Here is a 15,131-nt window from a genome sequence, read left to right as displayed (position 1 = left end):
CCCTTTCCCAAAAGTTTGTTTGCGTATCCCCGCTTTTCGCAGGACTCCCGGTTCCGCTACCCTGACGACCGACGCTGCAGGAGATCGTCATGGCCTACTACACGTTGGAAGACGCGACGGCTCACTTCCCCGAACTTCTCGCCAGGGCGTGCGCGGGCGAGGAAATCATCATCACCCGCCTCGGTGAGGACCCGATCCAGCTTAAGCCGGTCGAGTCCCGTTCGGTGACGAAGGAGGAGATCGAGCGCCTGCGCGCCAACCGGGTGAAGCCCCTCAAGCCGTTCGACTCGACAAGCCTGATCCGGCGAATGCGGGACGAGGGGCTGTGAGCGCGGTCTATTGCGATACGAGCATCCTGATGCCTGTCTTCGTCGATGGGGCACAGAGCGCCCGGGTCGAAGCCTGGATCGGAGCACCGCGCGTCGATCCGATCGTATCCGATCTCGTCATCCTGGACTTCTCCGCCGCACTCTCGCGCTTGGTGAGCGAGCGCGTGCTCGACGATGCGCAGGCCCGCACGGTCAACGGCGTGTTCGATGCCTGGTGTGATCGCCGCCTTCGTCCGCTCACGACCACCAGCGAGATTCTTGCCTCCGCCCGCACCATCGTCCAGGACGCCGCCCTCGGCGTGCGCGGCCCCGACGCCCTGCATCTCGCACTGCTCCAGGTCACCGGCCTGCCCTTCGCCACCTTCGATGCCCGTCTCCGCCGGGCGGCCGACACGCTCGGCCTCGCCACGCTGGAACCGCCACCCCTCTAACGCGCCGCGCGAAAGAGCCTTACGATGTCCTCCCTCATCCTCGCCATCGACCAGGGCACCACCTCTTCGCGCGCCCTGCTGTTCCGGCCCGACACCTCGATCGCGGGCCTCGCCCAGGCCGAGTTCCCGCAGCACTTCCCCGCCTCGGGCTGGGTCGAGCACGAGCCGGAGGATCTCTGGCGCACGACGCTCGAGACCTGCCGGGCGGCGATGAAACAGGCCGGGGTGACGGCCCGGGACGTGGCGGCGATCGGCATCACCAACCAGCGCGAGACGACGCTGGTCTGGGACAGGCGCACCGGCGAGGCGGTGCACCGCGCCATCGTCTGGCAGGACCGGCGCTCGGCCGGGATCTGCGCCCGCCTGAAGGACGAGGGCCACGAGCCGGCGGTCACGGCGAAGACCGGCCTGATCCTCGATCCCTACTTCTCCGGCACCAAGATCGCCTGGATCCTCGACAACGTGCCCGGCGCCCGCGCCCGGGCCGAGGCCGGGGAGCTCGCCTTCGGCACCGTCGATTCGTATCTCCTGTGGCGCCTCACCGGCGGCCGGCTGCACGTCACCGACGCCACCAACGCCTCGCGCACGCTGCTCTTCGACATCCATCGCGGCGCCTGGGACGACGAGCTGATGGCGCTGCTGGGCGTGCCGGCCTCGATGCTGCCGGAGGTGCGCGATTCCTCCGGCGATTTCGGCGAGACCGACCCGGAGCTGTTCGGCGCGTCGATCCCGATCCGGGGCGTCGCCGGCGACCAGCAGGCCGCGGTGGTGGGCCAGGCCTGCTTCCGGCCCGGAATGGTCAAGTCGACCTACGGCACCGGCTGCTTCGCCCTCCTCAACACCGGCGACCAGCCGGTCGCCTCGAAGAACAAGCTCCTCACCACCATCGCCTACCAGCTCGACGGCCGGCGCACCTACGCGCTCGAAGGCTCGATCTTCGTCGCCGGTGCGGCGGTGCAGTGGCTGCGCGACGGGCTCGGGGTGATCGGATCGGCGGCCGAGACCGGGGCGCTCGCCGAGCGGGCCGACCCGGCGCAGGACGTCTACCTGGTGCCGGCCTTCGTCGGCCTCGGCGCGCCCCATTGGGAGCCGGATGCCCGCGGCGCCCTGTTCGGCCTCACCCGCGGCACCGGCCCGGCCGAGCTCGCCCGGGCGGCGCTCGAGAGCGTGTGCTACCAGACCGCCGATCTGCTGGCCGCGATGCGGGCCGACTGGCCGGACGGGGAGGGAAGCGCCACGGTGCTGCGGGTCGACGGCGGCATGGTCGCCTCCGACTGGACGATGCAGCGCCTCGCCGACCTCCTCGCCGCCCCCGTCGACCGGCCCGCGGTGAAGGAGACGACGGCGCTGGGCGCGGCCTACCTCGCCGGCCTCGCCTGCGGCCTCTACCCCGAGCCCGAACACTTCGCCGACCATTGGCGCCTGGAGCGCCGCTTCACCCCGGCGATGGAGCCGGTGGTGCGCGAGCGCCGGCTCGCCGGCTGGCGCAAGGCGGTGAGTTGTCTGGTGGGGAAGTAGGGGCCTGACTGACCGGCGCTGACTGAAAACCAGATGGCGCGGGATCCCCTCTCCCACACCTTGTAGCGATACCGGGCAAGCCCGGCATCGCCAGGAGAGGGGAGGGAGTTTCGTCTTGCCATCGAGAGTGCGGGATCGACCGCGCCCTCACTTCTCCAGCCGGGCGATCAGGCTCGACGTGTCCCAGCGCCCGCCGCCCAGGCTCTGCACCTCGGCGTAGAACTGGTCGACGAGGGCCGTCACCGGCAGCTTGGCCTTGTTGCGGCGGGCTTCCGACAGGACGATCGACAGGTCCTTGCGCATCCAGTCGACGGCGAAGCCGAAATCGAACTTGCCCTCGTTCATGGTCTTGCCGCGGTTCTCCATCTGCCAGGAGCCGGCGGCGCCCTTGGAGATCACGTCGAGCACCGCCTCGATGTCGAGCCCGGCCTGCTTGCCGAAATGCACCGCCTCCGACAGGCCCTGGACGAGACCCGCGATGCAGATCTGGTTCATCATCTTGGCGAGCTGGCCGGCACCGACGGGCCCCAGCAGCCGGCAGGCGCGGGCGTAAGCCGCGATCACCGGTTCGACCCGGGCGAAGGTCTCGGCGTCGCCGCCGCACATCACCGTCAGCACGCCGTTCTCGGCGCCGGCCTGGCCGCCGGAGACCGGCGCGTCGACGAAGCCGAAGCCGGCCTTGCCGGCCGCCTCGGACAGCTCGCGCGCCACCTCCGCCGAGGCGGTGGTGTGGTCGACGAAGACCGTGCCCTTGCCCATCGCCGCGAAGGCGCCGTCCGGGCCGGTCGTGACCTGGCGCAGGTCGTCGTCGTTGCCGACGCAGGCGAAGACGATCTCCTGGCCTTCCGCCGCCTCGCGCGGCGTCGCCGCGGCCTTGCCGCCGTGAGCGCTCACCCAGGCGTCGGCCTTGGCCTTGGTGCGGTTGTAGACCGTGACGTCGTGGCCCTTGGCGGCGAGGTGGCGGGCCATCGGCCCTCCCATCACGCCGAGACCCAGAAACGCGACCCGTGCCATGCGCTCGCTCCTCCCACGCCGGTGTTCCGGCGGTCGGCCTCCGGTGTAGTGAGCCGGCCCCGGGCCCGTCAAACGAGCGTGCCCTCCCTCCACGGTCGATCGCGGTCGTGGAGGGCGGGCGTCACTTCGTGTCGAACGGGATGTATTTCGCCCGGATGCGGTCGTAGCGCCCGTCGGCGATCAGTGCGGCGAGCGCCCGCTCGAACGCCGCGCGCAAGGCACCGTCGCCCTTGCGCAGGCCGATGCCGACGCCCTCGCCGAGCAGCGGCTCGCCCGGGGCGACGTCGCCGACGAGGCGGCAGCAGGCCTCGCCCTCGGGCCGCGCCAGGAAGTTCGCGAGGTCGAGCTTGTCGCCCAGCACGAGGTCGACCCGGCCGGCCCGCAGGTCGAGGGTCGCGTCGGCGAGAGTGTCGAAGGTGCGGATCTCGGCGCCGGGCACCCGCTGCTCCAGGTAGGCGACCTGCGGCCCGTGCGCCGCCACGCCGATCGCCCGCCCCCGCAGGGTGGCCGGCGAGGGATTCGGCAGCGAGGTCTCGCGCCGCGCCACGTAGGCGAACGGGATCCGCAGGTACGGCGTGCTGAAGGCGATGCGGGCGGCCCGCTTCGGGGTGATCGCCATCGTGGCCATGACGGCGTCGTACTCGCCGGCCTCCAGCCCCTTGATGATGCCGTCCCACTGGTGGAGCACGAGGGTGCAGGCGAGCCGGGCCTCCGCGCACAGGGCCTGGGCCAGCTCGACCTCGAACCCGGCCGGCTTGCCGTCCTCGACGTAGTTGAACGGCGGGCGGCCGCCCTCGGTGGCGATGCGCACCGGGGAGGGCAGAGGGGCGGGGGAACTCGGAGTCGCGGGGGAATGCGAAGGGGCGGGGGGCTTCGGAGGGGCGGCTTCCTCGGCGAGGGCGGGCCCGGCGGCCAGCAGCGACAGGAGCAGGAGGCGGGAGAGCAGGCGGCTCATCCGGCGGTGATCTCTCATGGTACGGGACGATGATCTCGATCGGTGGCCGGACCCTGCCACGGCCGCGCCTGCCGGCGCAACTCGTCCCTCACGGTGCGGAACCCGGCACCCGGCGCCGCGGTAACCCAGCGTCAGGGTTAACCGGCTTTTAAGTGCGGCGCGCTCTCATCCCGCCATGCGCCTGAGCTTTCGCCCGTCCTCCCCGAATCGCGACCGCGCCGACGCGGTCGAGATCCTGCCGCCGCTTCCCGTCGCAGGCCCGGCGGCCGAGGGGCCGGACCGCGACGCGGGGCGAGCCGGGCGCGACGCCGTCGACCGGGTCGAGGCGGAACTGGTGCGGGCCGCCCGCGCCGTCGGGGTCGCCGCCCGGGACGGCTGCGCCGAGACCGCGGCCGCCGCGGCGGATGCCGCCGCCCTCGCCCGCAGCCTCGAGGCGCTCGGCGCCCGGGCCGGCGAGGCGGGCGGGCAGGGCCGCGCCCTCGGCATCTCCGCCGAGACGCTGGCGACCGAATCCGAGGGGCTCGCCGGCGTGCTGGTCCAGGCCGGCCGCCACCTCGCGCGCACCGACGCGCAGAGCCGGATGCTGGAGGCCGAGATGGCTGCGGCCGCGCAGGACGCCGCCCGCGTCGTCGAGGCGGCGGCGACCCTGGCGCGGCAGGCGAACCGCCTCGCCCTCAACGCCACCGTCGAGGCGGCCCGCGCCGGCACGGCCGGCGGGCCGCTCTGGCAGATGGCGGAGGAGATCAAGCTCCTGTCGGGCGATGCCGCCCGGGCGGTGGAGGAGGTGCGGGCCCTGAGCCGCCGCCTCTCCGGCCCCGGCGCGGTGGCGATGGGCAGCGTCGCGACCTCGCTCGCCTGCCTGCGCCCGGCCTTCGCGACCACCGGCACGGCGGCCGGCGCCCAGGCCGACGCCGCCCGGCGCCTCGCCGGCGAGGCGCAAGCCCTCGCCGACGCCGCCGACGATCTCGGCCACGACGCCGCCGCCGCGGCGACGGCCGCCGGCGAGGCGGCCCGGCGCATGCAGGCCGCCGAATCCGTCGGGGCCGGCGTCGCGGGCCTCGCCGGCGGGCTTGCCGGGCGCACCGTCGCGTCCCTGCGCCAGGCCGAGATCGGCGACCGGCGGGTGCACGACCGCTATCCCGTCGACCTCTCGGCCCGGGTCGGCAACTGGGGCCTCGGGCGGGTGCTCGATCTCAGCCGCGGCGGGCTGCTCCTGACGCCGCCGGAGGGCTGCGGTGCGGCCACCGGCGCGCGGCTCTCCCTCGACCTGCGCGGCATCGGCCGGATCCAGGTTCAGGTCGTCGGCACGAGCCCGCGCGGCCTGCACTGCACCTTCGATCCGGCCTCCGAGGCGCGGATGCGCGACGCGCTCGTGGCGATCGAGGAGGAGAACCGGCCGCTGATCGCGGGCGTGCAGGGCGGCGCCGAGGCCGTCGGCGGGGCGCTGGAACAGGCCCTGGCCGCCGGCCGGCTCGCCCACCACGCCCTGTTCGACACCCGTTACCGCCCGGTCGCCGGAATCGAGCCGCCGCACTACCTGACGGCCGCCGTACCGGCCCTGGAGGACATCCTGCCGCCGATCCTCGAGCCGCTGCTGCTCGCCGATCCGCGCACCGCCTTCTGCATCGCGGTCGACCGCAACGGCTACGCCCCGGTCCACAACCGCGCCCAGGCCCAGGCGCCGCGGACCGGCGATCCGGCCTGGAACGCACTGCACGCCCGCCAGCGCCGGCTCTACGACGACCGGATCGGGCTCTCCGCCGCCCGCTCGACCCGGGCCTTCCTGGTCCAGGCCTGCCCGCAGGACGAGGCCGGCCGCCAGCCCCTGCGCGAGGTGGCGGCGCCGGTCCGGGTGCATGGCCGGCACTGGGGGGCGTTGCGGATGGGCTTCAGGATCTGAGGGGCGTCACCCCCCCGTCGTGCTCATGTGCCGCGGCACCGCGGGCTTCGCCGCCCGCGCGATGACGAAGTCGTGGCCCTTCGGCTTGCGGGTGATCGCCTCCCGGATCGCCTCGGCCACCACGGCATCGTCGGGGGAGGCGCGCAGCGCCGCCCGCAGGTCGGCGGCGTCCTCCTGGCCGAGGCACAGGTAGAGTTGGCCGGTGCAGGTCAGGCGGACCCGGTTGCAGCTCTCGCAGAAATTATGGGTGAGCGGGGTGATGAAGCCGAGCCGCCCGCCGGTCTCCTCCACCCGCACGTAGCGGGCGGGACCGCCGGTGCGGTCGGGAAGCGGGGTGAGGGTGAGGCGCTCGGACAGGCGCTCGCGCACCACCGAGAGCGGCAGGAACTGGTCGACGCGGTCGGGCTCGATGTCGCCGAGCGGCATCACCTCGATCAGCGTCATCTCCATGCCGAGCCCGTGGGCCCAGGCGAGCATGGCGGGGATCTCGTCCTCGTTGACGCCCTTCAGCGCCACCGCGTTGATCTTGACCTTCAGGCCCGCCTCGCGCGCCGCCGCGATGCCGTCGAGCACCGTGTCGAGGTCGCCGCGCCGGGTGATCGCCCGGAATTTCGCCGGGTCGAGGGTGTCGAGCGAGACGTTGATCCGGCGCATGCCGAGAGCGGCGAGCTCGGCGGCGTGCTGGCGCAGGCGCGTGCCGTTGGTGGTCAGCGTCATCTCCTCCAGCGCCCCGGATTCGAGGTGGCGCGAGAGGTTGCGGAACAGCCGCATGATGTCCCGCCGCACCAGCGGCTCGCCGCCGGTGATGCGCAGCTTCCTCACGCCGCGGGCGACGAAGACCGAGCAGACCCGGTCCAGTTCCTCCAGCGTGAGCAGGTCGCGCTTGGGCAGGAACGCCATGTCCTCGGACATGCAGTAGACGCAACGCAGGTCGCAGCGATCGGTGACCGAGACGCGCAGGTAGGTGATCGCCCGCTGGAACGGATCGATCAGCGGCGCCGGCCGCGCCGGCACGGACGCCGCCGGCATCGGATCGTCGGTACGGGGACCCCACATGCGAACACTATCCTCGCGACGCGGCTCTGGCGGCCGGATGCCAGCCTGCATATGAGCGCTCGCGGGACCACGGGCAAGTTGTGCCTGATGTGCAGGGAGACGCACCCATGACCGACGAGCAGGCCGACTGGCCGACCGAGATCCGGCTGTCGCGCGACAAGCGCACCCTCCACGTCGCGTATGCCAGCGGCGCGGCCTACGCCCTGCCGGCGGAGTACCTGCGGGTCGAGAGCCCCTCGGCCGAGGTCCAGGGCCACGCCCCCTCGGAGCGGAAATGGATTCCGGGCAAGCGCGAGGTCGAGATCCTGGCGGTGGCGCCCATCGGCAACTACGCCGTCAAGCTCACCTTCGACGACATGCACGATACCGGAATCTACGCCTTCGACTTCCTGCGCCGCCTCGGCGAGGAGCAGGCGACGCGGTTCTCCCGCTACGAGGAGGAGCTGGCGGCCCGGAACCTGAGCCGGGAGCCGGCGCGGCGGCGCTGACGGATCAGCCCGCCGCGGGCGCCGGCCGCGACGCCGCCGCGAGGGCGAGCGCCGCGACCGCCACGGCGAGCGGCCCGAACGACACCCACAGCACCACGTCCCAGCCGTAATGCGCCAGCAGGCCGCCGGAGGAGAACGAGCCGACCGCCATCGTGCCGAACACCACGAAGTCGTTGAGCGACTGCACCCGGGTCCGCTCCTCCGGCCGGTGGCACTCGAGCACCATCGCGGAGGCGCCGACGAAGCCGAAGTTCCAGCCGAGGCCGAGCAGGACCAGGAAGGCCCAGAAATGGGCCAGATCCAGGCCCGACAGCCCGACGATCGCCGCCGTCGCGGTGAGCGCCAGCCCCGCCGCGACGACGGAGGGCGCACCGAACCGGGCGATCAGCCGCCCGGTGACGAAGCTCGGGGCGTACATCGCGATCACGTGCCATTGCAGGCCGAGATTGGCGTCGGCCTGCGTGAAGCCGCACAGGTGCATCGCCAGGGGGGCCGCGGTCATCAGGAAGTTCATCAGGAGGTAGGACACCACCCCGCACAGCACCGCGGTGACGAAGCGGGGCTGGCGGGCAATCGTGCCGAGCGGGCGGCCGCCGGAGATCTCGGCCCGGGTCGGCCCCGGCAGCCGCACGCCCATCAGCACGACCGCCGACAGCACCGCCACCGCGGCCTGGGCGAGGAACGTCGCGGCGAAGGCGTGCGAGGGCCACAACGACATGGTGTGGCTGACGAGCTGCGGCCCGATGATGCCGGCGAACACGCCCCCGGCCATCACCGCCGAGAGGGCGCGCGGCCGGCGCTCGGGCGCGACGCAATCGGCGGCGGCGAAGCGGAACGACAGCACCACCGCCGCGTAGGCGCCGCCGAAGAAGGTCGCGAGGCAGAAGAGCCAGAACGACGACAGCACCACCGCGAGCGCCGCCAGCAGGCCGACGAGCACCCCGCTGCCGGTGCCGGCGAGGAACGCGGTGCGGCGGCCGTAGGCCCGGGCGATGCGCCCGGCCGGCAGGGTGCAGGCGGCCATGCCGACGACGAAGATCGAGATCGGCAGGGTGGCGAGCGCCGGATCCGGCGCCAGCCGGCTGCCGATGACGGCGCCGGTGGCGTAGACCACCACCGAGTTGGCGCCGGCGAGCGCCTGCGCGACGGCGAGGCGCAGGACGTTGCCGGTGCCGGTCGCGGCGGGGAGGCTCGTCCCGGGGAGCGGGGCGGCGGGATTCGACATCGGGATCTCTCTCAGGCGGGGAGCGCGGCCCGCCAGCGCGCGTCGCGCGGCGAGGGGCGACGATGGAGGCGGGTATCGAGGAGGGTGCGGGCGGCTCCCGCCTCGCCGGCGCGCATCAGGGCGACGAGGCGGGTGTCCTCGATCACCTCGCGCTGGGCGCCGCTGCCGCCGATCCGCACGACCTCTGCGGCGACCGGCTCGAGGAGCCGCGCGCAGGCCGCGTAATCCTCGTCCGCGAAGGCCAGCGCCGCGCGGCAGATCGCCGGCACCACCGGCCCCGCCGCCAGCGTGCCGTCCTCGACGAGGGCGGTGAGGCCGGCGATGCGTCCCTGCGCCGCCGCCCGGTCGCCGGTCGCGGCGGCGAGCAGGCCCATATGGGCGTCGGCGAAGCCGAAGCCGGCTTGCGTGAAATAGGGCTCGGCATAGGCCCGGACCTCGTCCCACAGCCCGGCCGGGACCGCGTGGCCGTAGGCGCCGAGGCGCCAGAGCAGCGAGACCGTGTCGGTGACGACGTTGAGCGGCAGGCCCGCCGTCGCCCCGGGGCGGACGTGCCGATCGTAGAGGGCCAGGGCCCCGTCCGCGTCGCCGCGCTCCAGCGCCGCGAGGGCGGCGTGCCAGGCGATGTGGCCGTGCAGGATGCCGGAGCGGTCGTAGCCCGGCAGCCAGCCGGCGATCAGCGCCTCGGCCTCGGGGCCGGCGCCGTCCTCGAACAGGGCGTGGGACAGGGCATGCGCCCCGTTGGCGTTCGCGCGCCGCAGGGCGAAGCCGTGCTCGGTCAGCGCCCGGCCCCGCGCCACCGCGCCGTCCTCCGTCAGGGCCCAGCCGCGGGAGACCGCGAACCACCAGTCGTCGGGGTCGTAGGCGGCGGCGTGGCGCGCGCAGAGATCGACCCGGGCCCGGTCGTGGTCGGGCCGGCCCGAGAAGGCGAGGAGCCCGAAGGCGCCGAGCGGCAGCGACAGGATCAGGGCGTCGCGGGGCCAGGATTCGAGATGGGCGAGCGCCCGGTCGAGCGCCGGCCCCGATTGCCCGCCGATCGCCAGCGCCAGCACCGCGACGTGGCTCCGCTCGCGCTCGCTCCCGCCCCGCGCCAGGCATTCCGCGGCCGCCGCGATGCGGGCCCGTGCCGCCGCCGGTTCGGTGCGCATCGCGTGCAGGCGGGCCCGGGCGGCCTGGGCCAGGGCGAAGTCCGGATCGGCCGCGATCGCGGCGTCGAGCGCCTCCGCGGCGCCCGGCCAGGCGGCCAGCAGGAGGTCGACGCCCTCGCGGTAATGCGCGGCGGCGGTGGCGGAGCGTGTCGACAGGGGCAGGCCGCGGCGGTCGGTATGGGCCATGACGGGTCTCTCGCGACGATCCTTCTCCGGCGGCAGCCCGAGACAGCACGATTCTTCTCCTGCTTAGCGGAGCCGCGGCTGTCCGTATTTCGACGGGAAGACAGCTCGCGTAGAATAGCTGCCAAACTGGAGGCGCGCATGCAGTGGGAGACGATCGAGACCCCGCCCGGCGCCGCGCCGCCCCGGCCCCTGACGGTGCGGGCGCAAGCCATCCCGGCGCGCCACTCGTTCCCGGAGCACGCCCATCCCTGGCATCAGGTCGTCTACGCCATCTCCGGCGTGCTGACCGTGGCGGTGGCCGGCCGCTCGTTCGTGATCTCGCCCGAGCAGGCGGTGTGGCTGCCGACCGGGCACCGGCACCGGGTCGGCTCGCTGCTCGGGGCCGAGTTCCGCAGCCTGTGGATCGCCGACGCCGCTGGCCGGGGCCTGCCCGGGGAGCCGACGGTGTTCGGCGTCTCGGCCCTGCTGCAGGCGCTGATCGTCGAGGCGGCGGCGCTCGACGGGCAGGACGCGCACGCTGACGACGACGGCCGGGAGGGCGGCTATGCCGGCCGCGTCGCCGGGCTGATCCTCGACCAGCTCCGCCGGGCCGCGCCGCTGTCGGGGGCGCTGCCCTGGCCGCGCGGGGGGGGCGCTGACCGGCCTGTGCGAGGCGCTCTACGCCGAGCCGGCCGATTCCCGGAGTCCCGAGGAGTGGGGCCGGGCGCTCGGCCTGTCGGGCCGCACGCTCGCCCGGCGCTTCGAGGCCGAGCTCGGCATGAGCCTGCGCTCCTGGCGCCGCCGCCTGCGGCTGTTCAAGGCGATCGAGCTGATGGGCGGCGGGCTCGACGTGACCCGGACCGCGATGGCGCTCGGCTACGGCTCGACCTCGGCCTTCGTCTATGCGTTCCGGTGCGACATGGGCTGCGCGCCCCAGGCCTACATGCGCGGAAGGCGGGCGGGGGCCGGGCCGTGACGCGGGAGAGACCCGCCCGGTCGGGAGATCGCAGCCCGGCAGAGGTGAAGCGAGCGGCAGACGTGGCCGGCCGGCGGCGTGATCCATGGAGCCGTGAGGTCTGTTTGACGGGCGAGAGCCTGATCGGGCCGCGAAGGCAGATCGATGGGCGGTCGGTCCAACCCATTCCCGCCCTCATCCTGAGGTGCCGCTGCTTGCAGCAGCCTCGAAGGCGGGCTCCGGACATCGCCGCACTCCCTGGCGCCCTCCTTCGAGGTCAGCCGATTTCCAATCGGCTGACACCCCCAGGATGAGGTCCAGAATGGAAATTCGTTTGAATAATTTACAAGTCATCTCTGAAAGGAACATTTTGAAGACCGTCAAATAATATTATCGAAAACGGAAAAAACGCTGTAAGTCATGCTATCATATTTGTATATCGAAATTGAATTTTGCCAAATGATGCCAAAAATATGACTTTCATACAGTCCATATCGGAGATATTCAGGAATCACCCCTGTCATCTGAAAATCCATCGGCCCTCGTCAAATCGAGGCTTGACGGGATCGTCGATCGGGCATTCTGATCGGCGCATTGCGGCGGCGCGAGAGCTGGCCATGACAGGACATTCGAGCTGGAAGACCGTGCGGGCACGGGGGCGGCAGCAATTCGTCAAGGTCAGGGCGGGCGAGGAGTGGCATTTCCTCGCCGCGGGCTCGTGGTGGGACTGGTTCATCCCGTGCGGGCCGGACGGATACCGGAATTTTTTGACCGATGCCGTCGGCATCTCGCCGCGCGTCAAGGACGCCAAGTGGTTCTGCCTCGTCGGCGAGGTCGAGAGCGGCACCGGGACGATCCTGGAGACGGTGCGGATCGGCGAGGGGTGCAGCCACACCTTCGCGCAGTCCGGCGACCTCTATGTCTTCGCCAACGACGTCAGGGGGATGACCTGGAACAACCGGGGCGCGGTGGCGCTGGCGGCGGCCAGGGCGCCGGCGCGACCGCTGCGGCCCGCAGCGCGGCCCGGTCTCGTCGAGCGGTGGTGCCGGCTGCGCGCCTTCCTGAGCACGACCCGGGGCCTCCTGCTCATCGCGCTCCTCGCCCTCGGCACGCCCGCGATCCTGGCGCTCGCCCCGCAGGGCCGGGACCTGATCCGCGCCTTCGCGGAGGACCCTCCGGGTCCCGGCGCGCGCTGGCCGCAGGGGATGTTCGCGTTCACCCTGCTGTTCCTGGCGCTGCAGGCCTGGTCCTGGTCGCGCGCGATCGTCGTCTCGAATTACGGGGCGGACCGCGAGCGCTGGCGGACGGATCCCTACGGCCCGGTCCTGGTCTGGGCGCCGCGGATCGTCGGGATCGGCCCGTTCGTGATCGCCGCCATCGCCGCCGCCTTCCTGTCGGCGGAGGCATGGCTGAACGTCGCCGTCCTGCTCGCGCTCGGCGCCGGGTTCACGCTGTTCGTGGTGTTCCGGCCGAAGAACCCCGCGAAAGGGTTCGCGCAGGTCTGGATGACCCTCGGATTCGTGGCCGCGTTCGCCGCCATGATCTGGGCCGGCTTCTCCCCGACGACCTTCGGCTGGTGGTTCGGGCCGGCCGGCGTGGTGTTCCTGGGCGTCGGCCTGATCATCCCCCCGGTGGTGACGCTGATCCAGAGCAGGGCCGGCCTGCGCCTGCCGGTCGTCGCGGGCGCCCTGGCCTGGGTGGCCCTCCTCAGCCTGTGGACCGACAACCACGCCGTCCGGACGATCGGCTGCGACAAGCCCGAGACCTGCACGGCCGAGATCGCGGCGCACCGTCCCACGCTCGAGGACGCCTACGGGCAATGGAAGGCCAGGCAGAAGCCCGCCGGCGACGGATCGTACACGATGGTGCTCGTCGCCGCGGAGGGCGGGGCGTCGCGGGCCGGCAACTGGACCGCGGAGGCTCTGGCGGCGCTGCACGAGGCGAGCGGGGAGCGCCTGCCCGAGCACCTGTTCGCGATCAGCTCGGTCTCCGGCGGCAGCGTCGGCGCGGTCGGCTACGTCGCCGCCCTCGACGAGGCGGTCCGGCCCCGGGGCGAGACCTTTCGCCAGCCGCTCCTGCGGCTGACCGGGGCCGACGCCCTGAGCCCGGTCCTGGCCGGCCTGCTCTTCCCGGACCTGCTGCAGCGCGTCTTCCCGTTCGGGGTCTTGCCGGATCGGGCGAAGGCGCTGGAGCGGGCCTGGGAGCAATCGTGGTGCGGGGTGCCGAACCGATGCAATCCACCGAGCCCGGATGAACCGGCAAACCCGCTCGGCGAGGCGTTCCTGTCGCTCGGGCCGTCCAAGACACCGCCTGGGACACCGTCCGGGGCGGTGCCGGAGACGCCGTGGCGGCCCTTCGTCATTGTCGAGGGTGCGAGCGAGGAGACCGGGCGGCGCATCCTGACGAGCAAGGTCGAGCTGGCCGGCGCTGCCGACGCCGACGACTTCTACGAGATCGTCGGGCGCGACGTCCCGATCTCGACCGCCATCCACAACGGCGCCCGCTTCCCGTGGATCAGCCCGGCCGGCACCCTCGTCGACCGGGAGGGCAACCGGAAGGGGCATATCCTCGACGGCGGCTATTTCGATCCGGCCGGGCTCGAGGTCTTGCGCGAGCTCGCCCACGCCCTCTCGGTCGGGCCCGCCAAGAGGGACACCCTCCGCTTCGTGTTCGTCTTCATCGGCTACGAGGCGCACGGCCTCCTGAACGAAGCGTCGAAGCCGGTCTGGATCAACGAGGTTCTGGCGCCCCTGCGCGGCCTGTTCGCGAGCCGCACGGCCCACGGGTCCCATCTCCGGACGCGCGCCAGCAAGCTGGCGGAGGAGGATGCTGCGTCGCAGGATTGCAGACCGACGGTGCCGGGCGCCCGGTTCGAGAATCGCTGCACGAAGTTCGTGGACTTCCAGAAGATCACGCTGTTCGACGACAGCTGCGAGCGGGGCGATCCGATCGCCCCGCCGCTCGACTGGGCCCTGTCGGAACGGGTCCGGCAGTTCATGCGCCGCGCCACCGGCATGGCCGAGGACGTCTGCGCGCCGGCGCGGGAGGGCAATCCGGACGGGCAGGCAAGTGCGCGAAAGCTCGCGGCGGCCAACCGCACGGCGATCCGCCGCGTCGCCTGCGCGGTCGGCGCACGGGAGGCCTGCGATCCGGCGCCCGCGCGCTGAGCCCGAAAACGCGAAGAAGGCCGGCACCCCGGGGTGCCGGCCTTCTCGAGATCGCTCGACAGGTGCGGGCGCGATCAGCGCTGCACGATCACCTTCGTGCCGACCTTGGCGCGGGTGTAGAGGTCCATCACGTCGTCGTTGGTCATCCGGATGCAGCCGGAGGAGACCGCGGTGCCGATGGTCTCGGGCTCGTTCGAGCCGTGGATGCGGTAGAGCGAGCCGCCGAGATACATCGCGCGGGCGCCGAGCGGGTTCTCCGGGCCGCCCTTCATGTGGCGCGGCAGGTCGGGCCGGCGGCGGATCATCTGGGCCGGCGGGCGCCAATCGGGCCACTCGCGCTTCATCGAGATGGTCTGCACCCCGTTCCAGGCGAAGCCCGGGCGGCCGACGCCGACGCCGTAGCGCAGGGCCTGGCCGTTGCCGAGCACGTAGTAGAGCCGGCGCTCGGCGGTCGAGACCACGATGGTGCCGGCGCCGTAGGGGCCGGCATAGGCCACCGTCTCGCGCGGGATCGGGCTCATCTTCGGCACCGCGGCGTCGAGGGGATCGACGGCCGCCGCCGCGGCGGCGGGGGCCCGCACCGTCATGGTGAGGGGCTGGTCCAGGGGCTGGCGGGTGAGCGGGTCGATCTCGTAGGCGGCGGCGGGCGCCGCCCAGGCGGTGACGACGCAGGCCAGCCCGGCCAGGGCGGGGACGAAGCGGCGCATGAAAGCCTCTTGGCAGGAACGCTTGGGGGGGAAAGGCGCGGAGCTGACGACGGTGCGAACGCGACCGGCACCGTAC

General features: G+C 72.9%; 13 protein-coding genes and 1 pseudogene. 8 read left to right on the top strand and 6 right to left on the bottom strand.

Features of this window, described 5'->3' with window-relative positions; all coding sequences use genetic code 11:
• The first annotated feature begins 89 nt into the window (after window positions 1–89).
• Genes A5481_RS23715 through glpK form a run of 3 tightly spaced genes read left to right on the top strand, consistent with a single transcriptional unit; the run spans window position 90 to window position 2,278 of the window.
• Window positions 90–329, top strand: a complete 240-nt coding sequence (locus tag A5481_RS23715) for a type II toxin-antitoxin system Phd/YefM family antitoxin (RefSeq protein WP_048433523.1) — start codon at window positions 90–92, stop codon at window positions 327–329.
• The gene (locus A5481_RS23710; protein ID WP_048433522.1) at window positions 326–760 is read left to right on the top strand and encodes a type II toxin-antitoxin system VapC family toxin; all 435 of its coding nucleotides are present in this window, start codon (window positions 326–328) and stop codon (window positions 758–760) included. Before A5481_RS23715 ends, A5481_RS23710 begins: the two co-directional genes overlap by 4 nt.
• A gap of 24 nt (window positions 761–784) precedes the next feature.
• Window positions 785–2,278, top strand: a complete 1,494-nt coding sequence (glpK, locus tag A5481_RS23705) for a glycerol kinase GlpK (RefSeq protein WP_048433521.1) — start codon at window positions 785–787, stop codon at window positions 2,276–2,278.
• Window positions 2,279–2,425: 147 nt separating this feature from the next.
• Here glpK and A5481_RS23700 read toward each other — a convergent pair whose 3' ends face one another.
• Window positions 2,426–3,292, bottom strand: coding sequence for an NAD(P)-dependent oxidoreductase (locus tag A5481_RS23700; protein ID WP_048433520.1), 867 nt, complete (start codon window positions 3,290–3,292; stop codon window positions 2,426–2,428).
• 121 nt (window positions 3,293–3,413) lie between these two features.
• Entirely contained in the window at window positions 3,414–4,247 is an 834-nt protein-coding gene (locus tag A5481_RS23695) for an ABC transporter substrate-binding protein (protein WP_064504346.1), read from the bottom strand.
• 175 nt (window positions 4,248–4,422) lie between these two features.
• Between A5481_RS23695 and A5481_RS23690 the strand changes: the two genes are divergently transcribed.
• Window positions 4,423–6,147: a methyl-accepting chemotaxis protein gene (locus tag A5481_RS23690; protein WP_048437678.1), complete on the top strand. Its 1,725-nt coding sequence runs from the start codon at window positions 4,423–4,425 to the stop codon at window positions 6,145–6,147.
• 6 nt (window positions 6,148–6,153) lie between these two features.
• Here A5481_RS23690 and moaA read toward each other — a convergent pair whose 3' ends face one another.
• Window positions 6,154–7,203, bottom strand: coding sequence for a GTP 3',8-cyclase MoaA (moaA, locus tag A5481_RS23685; RefSeq protein ID WP_048437677.1), 1,050 nt, complete (start codon window positions 7,201–7,203; stop codon window positions 6,154–6,156).
• A gap of 107 nt (window positions 7,204–7,310) precedes the next feature.
• Between moaA and A5481_RS23680 the strand changes: the two genes are divergently transcribed.
• The gene (locus A5481_RS23680) at window positions 7,311–7,691 is read left to right on the top strand and encodes a gamma-butyrobetaine hydroxylase family protein (RefSeq protein WP_048437676.1); all 381 of its coding nucleotides are present in this window, start codon (window positions 7,311–7,313) and stop codon (window positions 7,689–7,691) included.
• A gap of 4 nt (window positions 7,692–7,695) precedes the next feature.
• Here the strand turns inward: A5481_RS23680 and A5481_RS23675 are convergent, their stop codons facing one another.
• The gene (locus A5481_RS23675; protein WP_048437675.1) at window positions 7,696–8,916 is read right to left on the bottom strand and encodes an MFS transporter; all 1,221 of its coding nucleotides are present in this window, start codon (window positions 8,914–8,916) and stop codon (window positions 7,696–7,698) included.
• A gap of 11 nt (window positions 8,917–8,927) precedes the next feature.
• The gene (locus tag A5481_RS23670) at window positions 8,928–10,247 is read right to left on the bottom strand and encodes a tetratricopeptide repeat protein (RefSeq protein WP_064504345.1); all 1,320 of its coding nucleotides are present in this window, start codon (window positions 10,245–10,247) and stop codon (window positions 8,928–8,930) included.
• On the opposite strand from A5481_RS23670, the pseudogene A5481_RS35845 reads away from it, so the two are divergent.
• From A5481_RS35845 to A5481_RS23660, 3 genes and pseudogenes are all read left to right on the top strand, one after another.
• Window positions 10,185–10,592, top strand: a pseudogene (locus tag A5481_RS35845) (AraC family ligand binding domain-containing protein); the annotation flags it as partial. The gene A5481_RS23670 and the pseudogene A5481_RS35845 sit on opposite strands and share 63 nt — an antisense overlap.
• Window positions 10,593–11,004: 412 nt before the next feature.
• The gene (locus A5481_RS35385; RefSeq protein WP_245238734.1) at window positions 11,005–11,202 is read left to right on the top strand and encodes a helix-turn-helix domain-containing protein; all 198 of its coding nucleotides are present in this window, start codon (window positions 11,005–11,007) and stop codon (window positions 11,200–11,202) included.
• Window positions 11,203–11,798: 596 nt separating this feature from the next.
• Window positions 11,799–14,348, top strand: coding sequence for a hypothetical protein (locus A5481_RS23660; RefSeq protein ID WP_156311783.1), 2,550 nt, complete (start codon window positions 11,799–11,801; stop codon window positions 14,346–14,348).
• Window positions 14,349–14,422: 74 nt separating this feature from the next.
• On the opposite strand, the gene A5481_RS23655 is transcribed toward A5481_RS23660, so the two are convergent.
• Entirely contained in the window at window positions 14,423–15,055 is a 633-nt protein-coding gene (locus A5481_RS23655) for a L,D-transpeptidase (protein ID WP_048433098.1), read from the bottom strand.
• Window positions 15,056–15,131 lie beyond the last annotated feature (76 nt).

Source organism: Methylobacterium platani (genome assembly GCF_001653715.1).
Classification (GTDB): domain Bacteria; phylum Pseudomonadota; class Alphaproteobacteria; order Rhizobiales; family Beijerinckiaceae; genus Methylobacterium; species Methylobacterium platani.
The sequence above is the reverse complement of the archived record's forward strand: the minus strand, read 5'-3'. Positions and strand labels throughout refer to the sequence as shown.

Bases quoted from the DNA above. Each gene is read 5' to 3' on its own strand.
- A5481_RS23715 (WP_048433523.1), top strand. From the start codon at position 90: ATGGCCTACTACACGTTGGAAGACGCGACGGCTCACTTCCCCGAACTT.
- glpK (WP_048433521.1), top strand. From the start codon at position 785: ATGTCCTCCCTCATCCTCGCCATCGACCAGGGCACCACCTCTTCGCGC.
- A5481_RS23700 (WP_048433520.1), bottom strand. From the start codon at position 3,292: ATGGCACGGGTCGCGTTTCTGGGTCTCGGCGTGATGGGAGGGCCGATG.
- A5481_RS23695 (WP_064504346.1), bottom strand. From the start codon at position 4,247: ATGAGCCGCCTGCTCTCCCGCCTCCTGCTCCTGTCGCTGCTGGCCGCC.
- A5481_RS23690 (WP_048437678.1), top strand. From the start codon at position 4,423: ATGCGCCTGAGCTTTCGCCCGTCCTCCCCGAATCGCGACCGCGCCGAC.
- moaA (WP_048437677.1), bottom strand. From the start codon at position 7,203: ATGTGGGGTCCCCGTACCGACGATCCGATGCCGGCGGCGTCCGTGCCG.
- A5481_RS23680 (WP_048437676.1), top strand. From the start codon at position 7,311: ATGACCGACGAGCAGGCCGACTGGCCGACCGAGATCCGGCTGTCGCGC.
- A5481_RS23675 (WP_048437675.1), bottom strand. From the start codon at position 8,916: ATGTCGAATCCCGCCGCCCCGCTCCCCGGGACGAGCCTCCCCGCCGCG.
- A5481_RS23670 (WP_064504345.1), bottom strand. From the start codon at position 10,247: ATGGCCCATACCGACCGCCGCGGCCTGCCCCTGTCGACACGCTCCGCC.
- A5481_RS35385 (WP_245238734.1), top strand. From the start codon at position 11,005: ATGAGCCTGCGCTCCTGGCGCCGCCGCCTGCGGCTGTTCAAGGCGATC.
- A5481_RS23660 (WP_156311783.1), top strand. From the start codon at position 11,799: ATGACAGGACATTCGAGCTGGAAGACCGTGCGGGCACGGGGGCGGCAG.
- A5481_RS23655 (WP_048433098.1), bottom strand. From the start codon at position 15,055: ATGCGCCGCTTCGTCCCCGCCCTGGCCGGGCTGGCCTGCGTCGTCACC.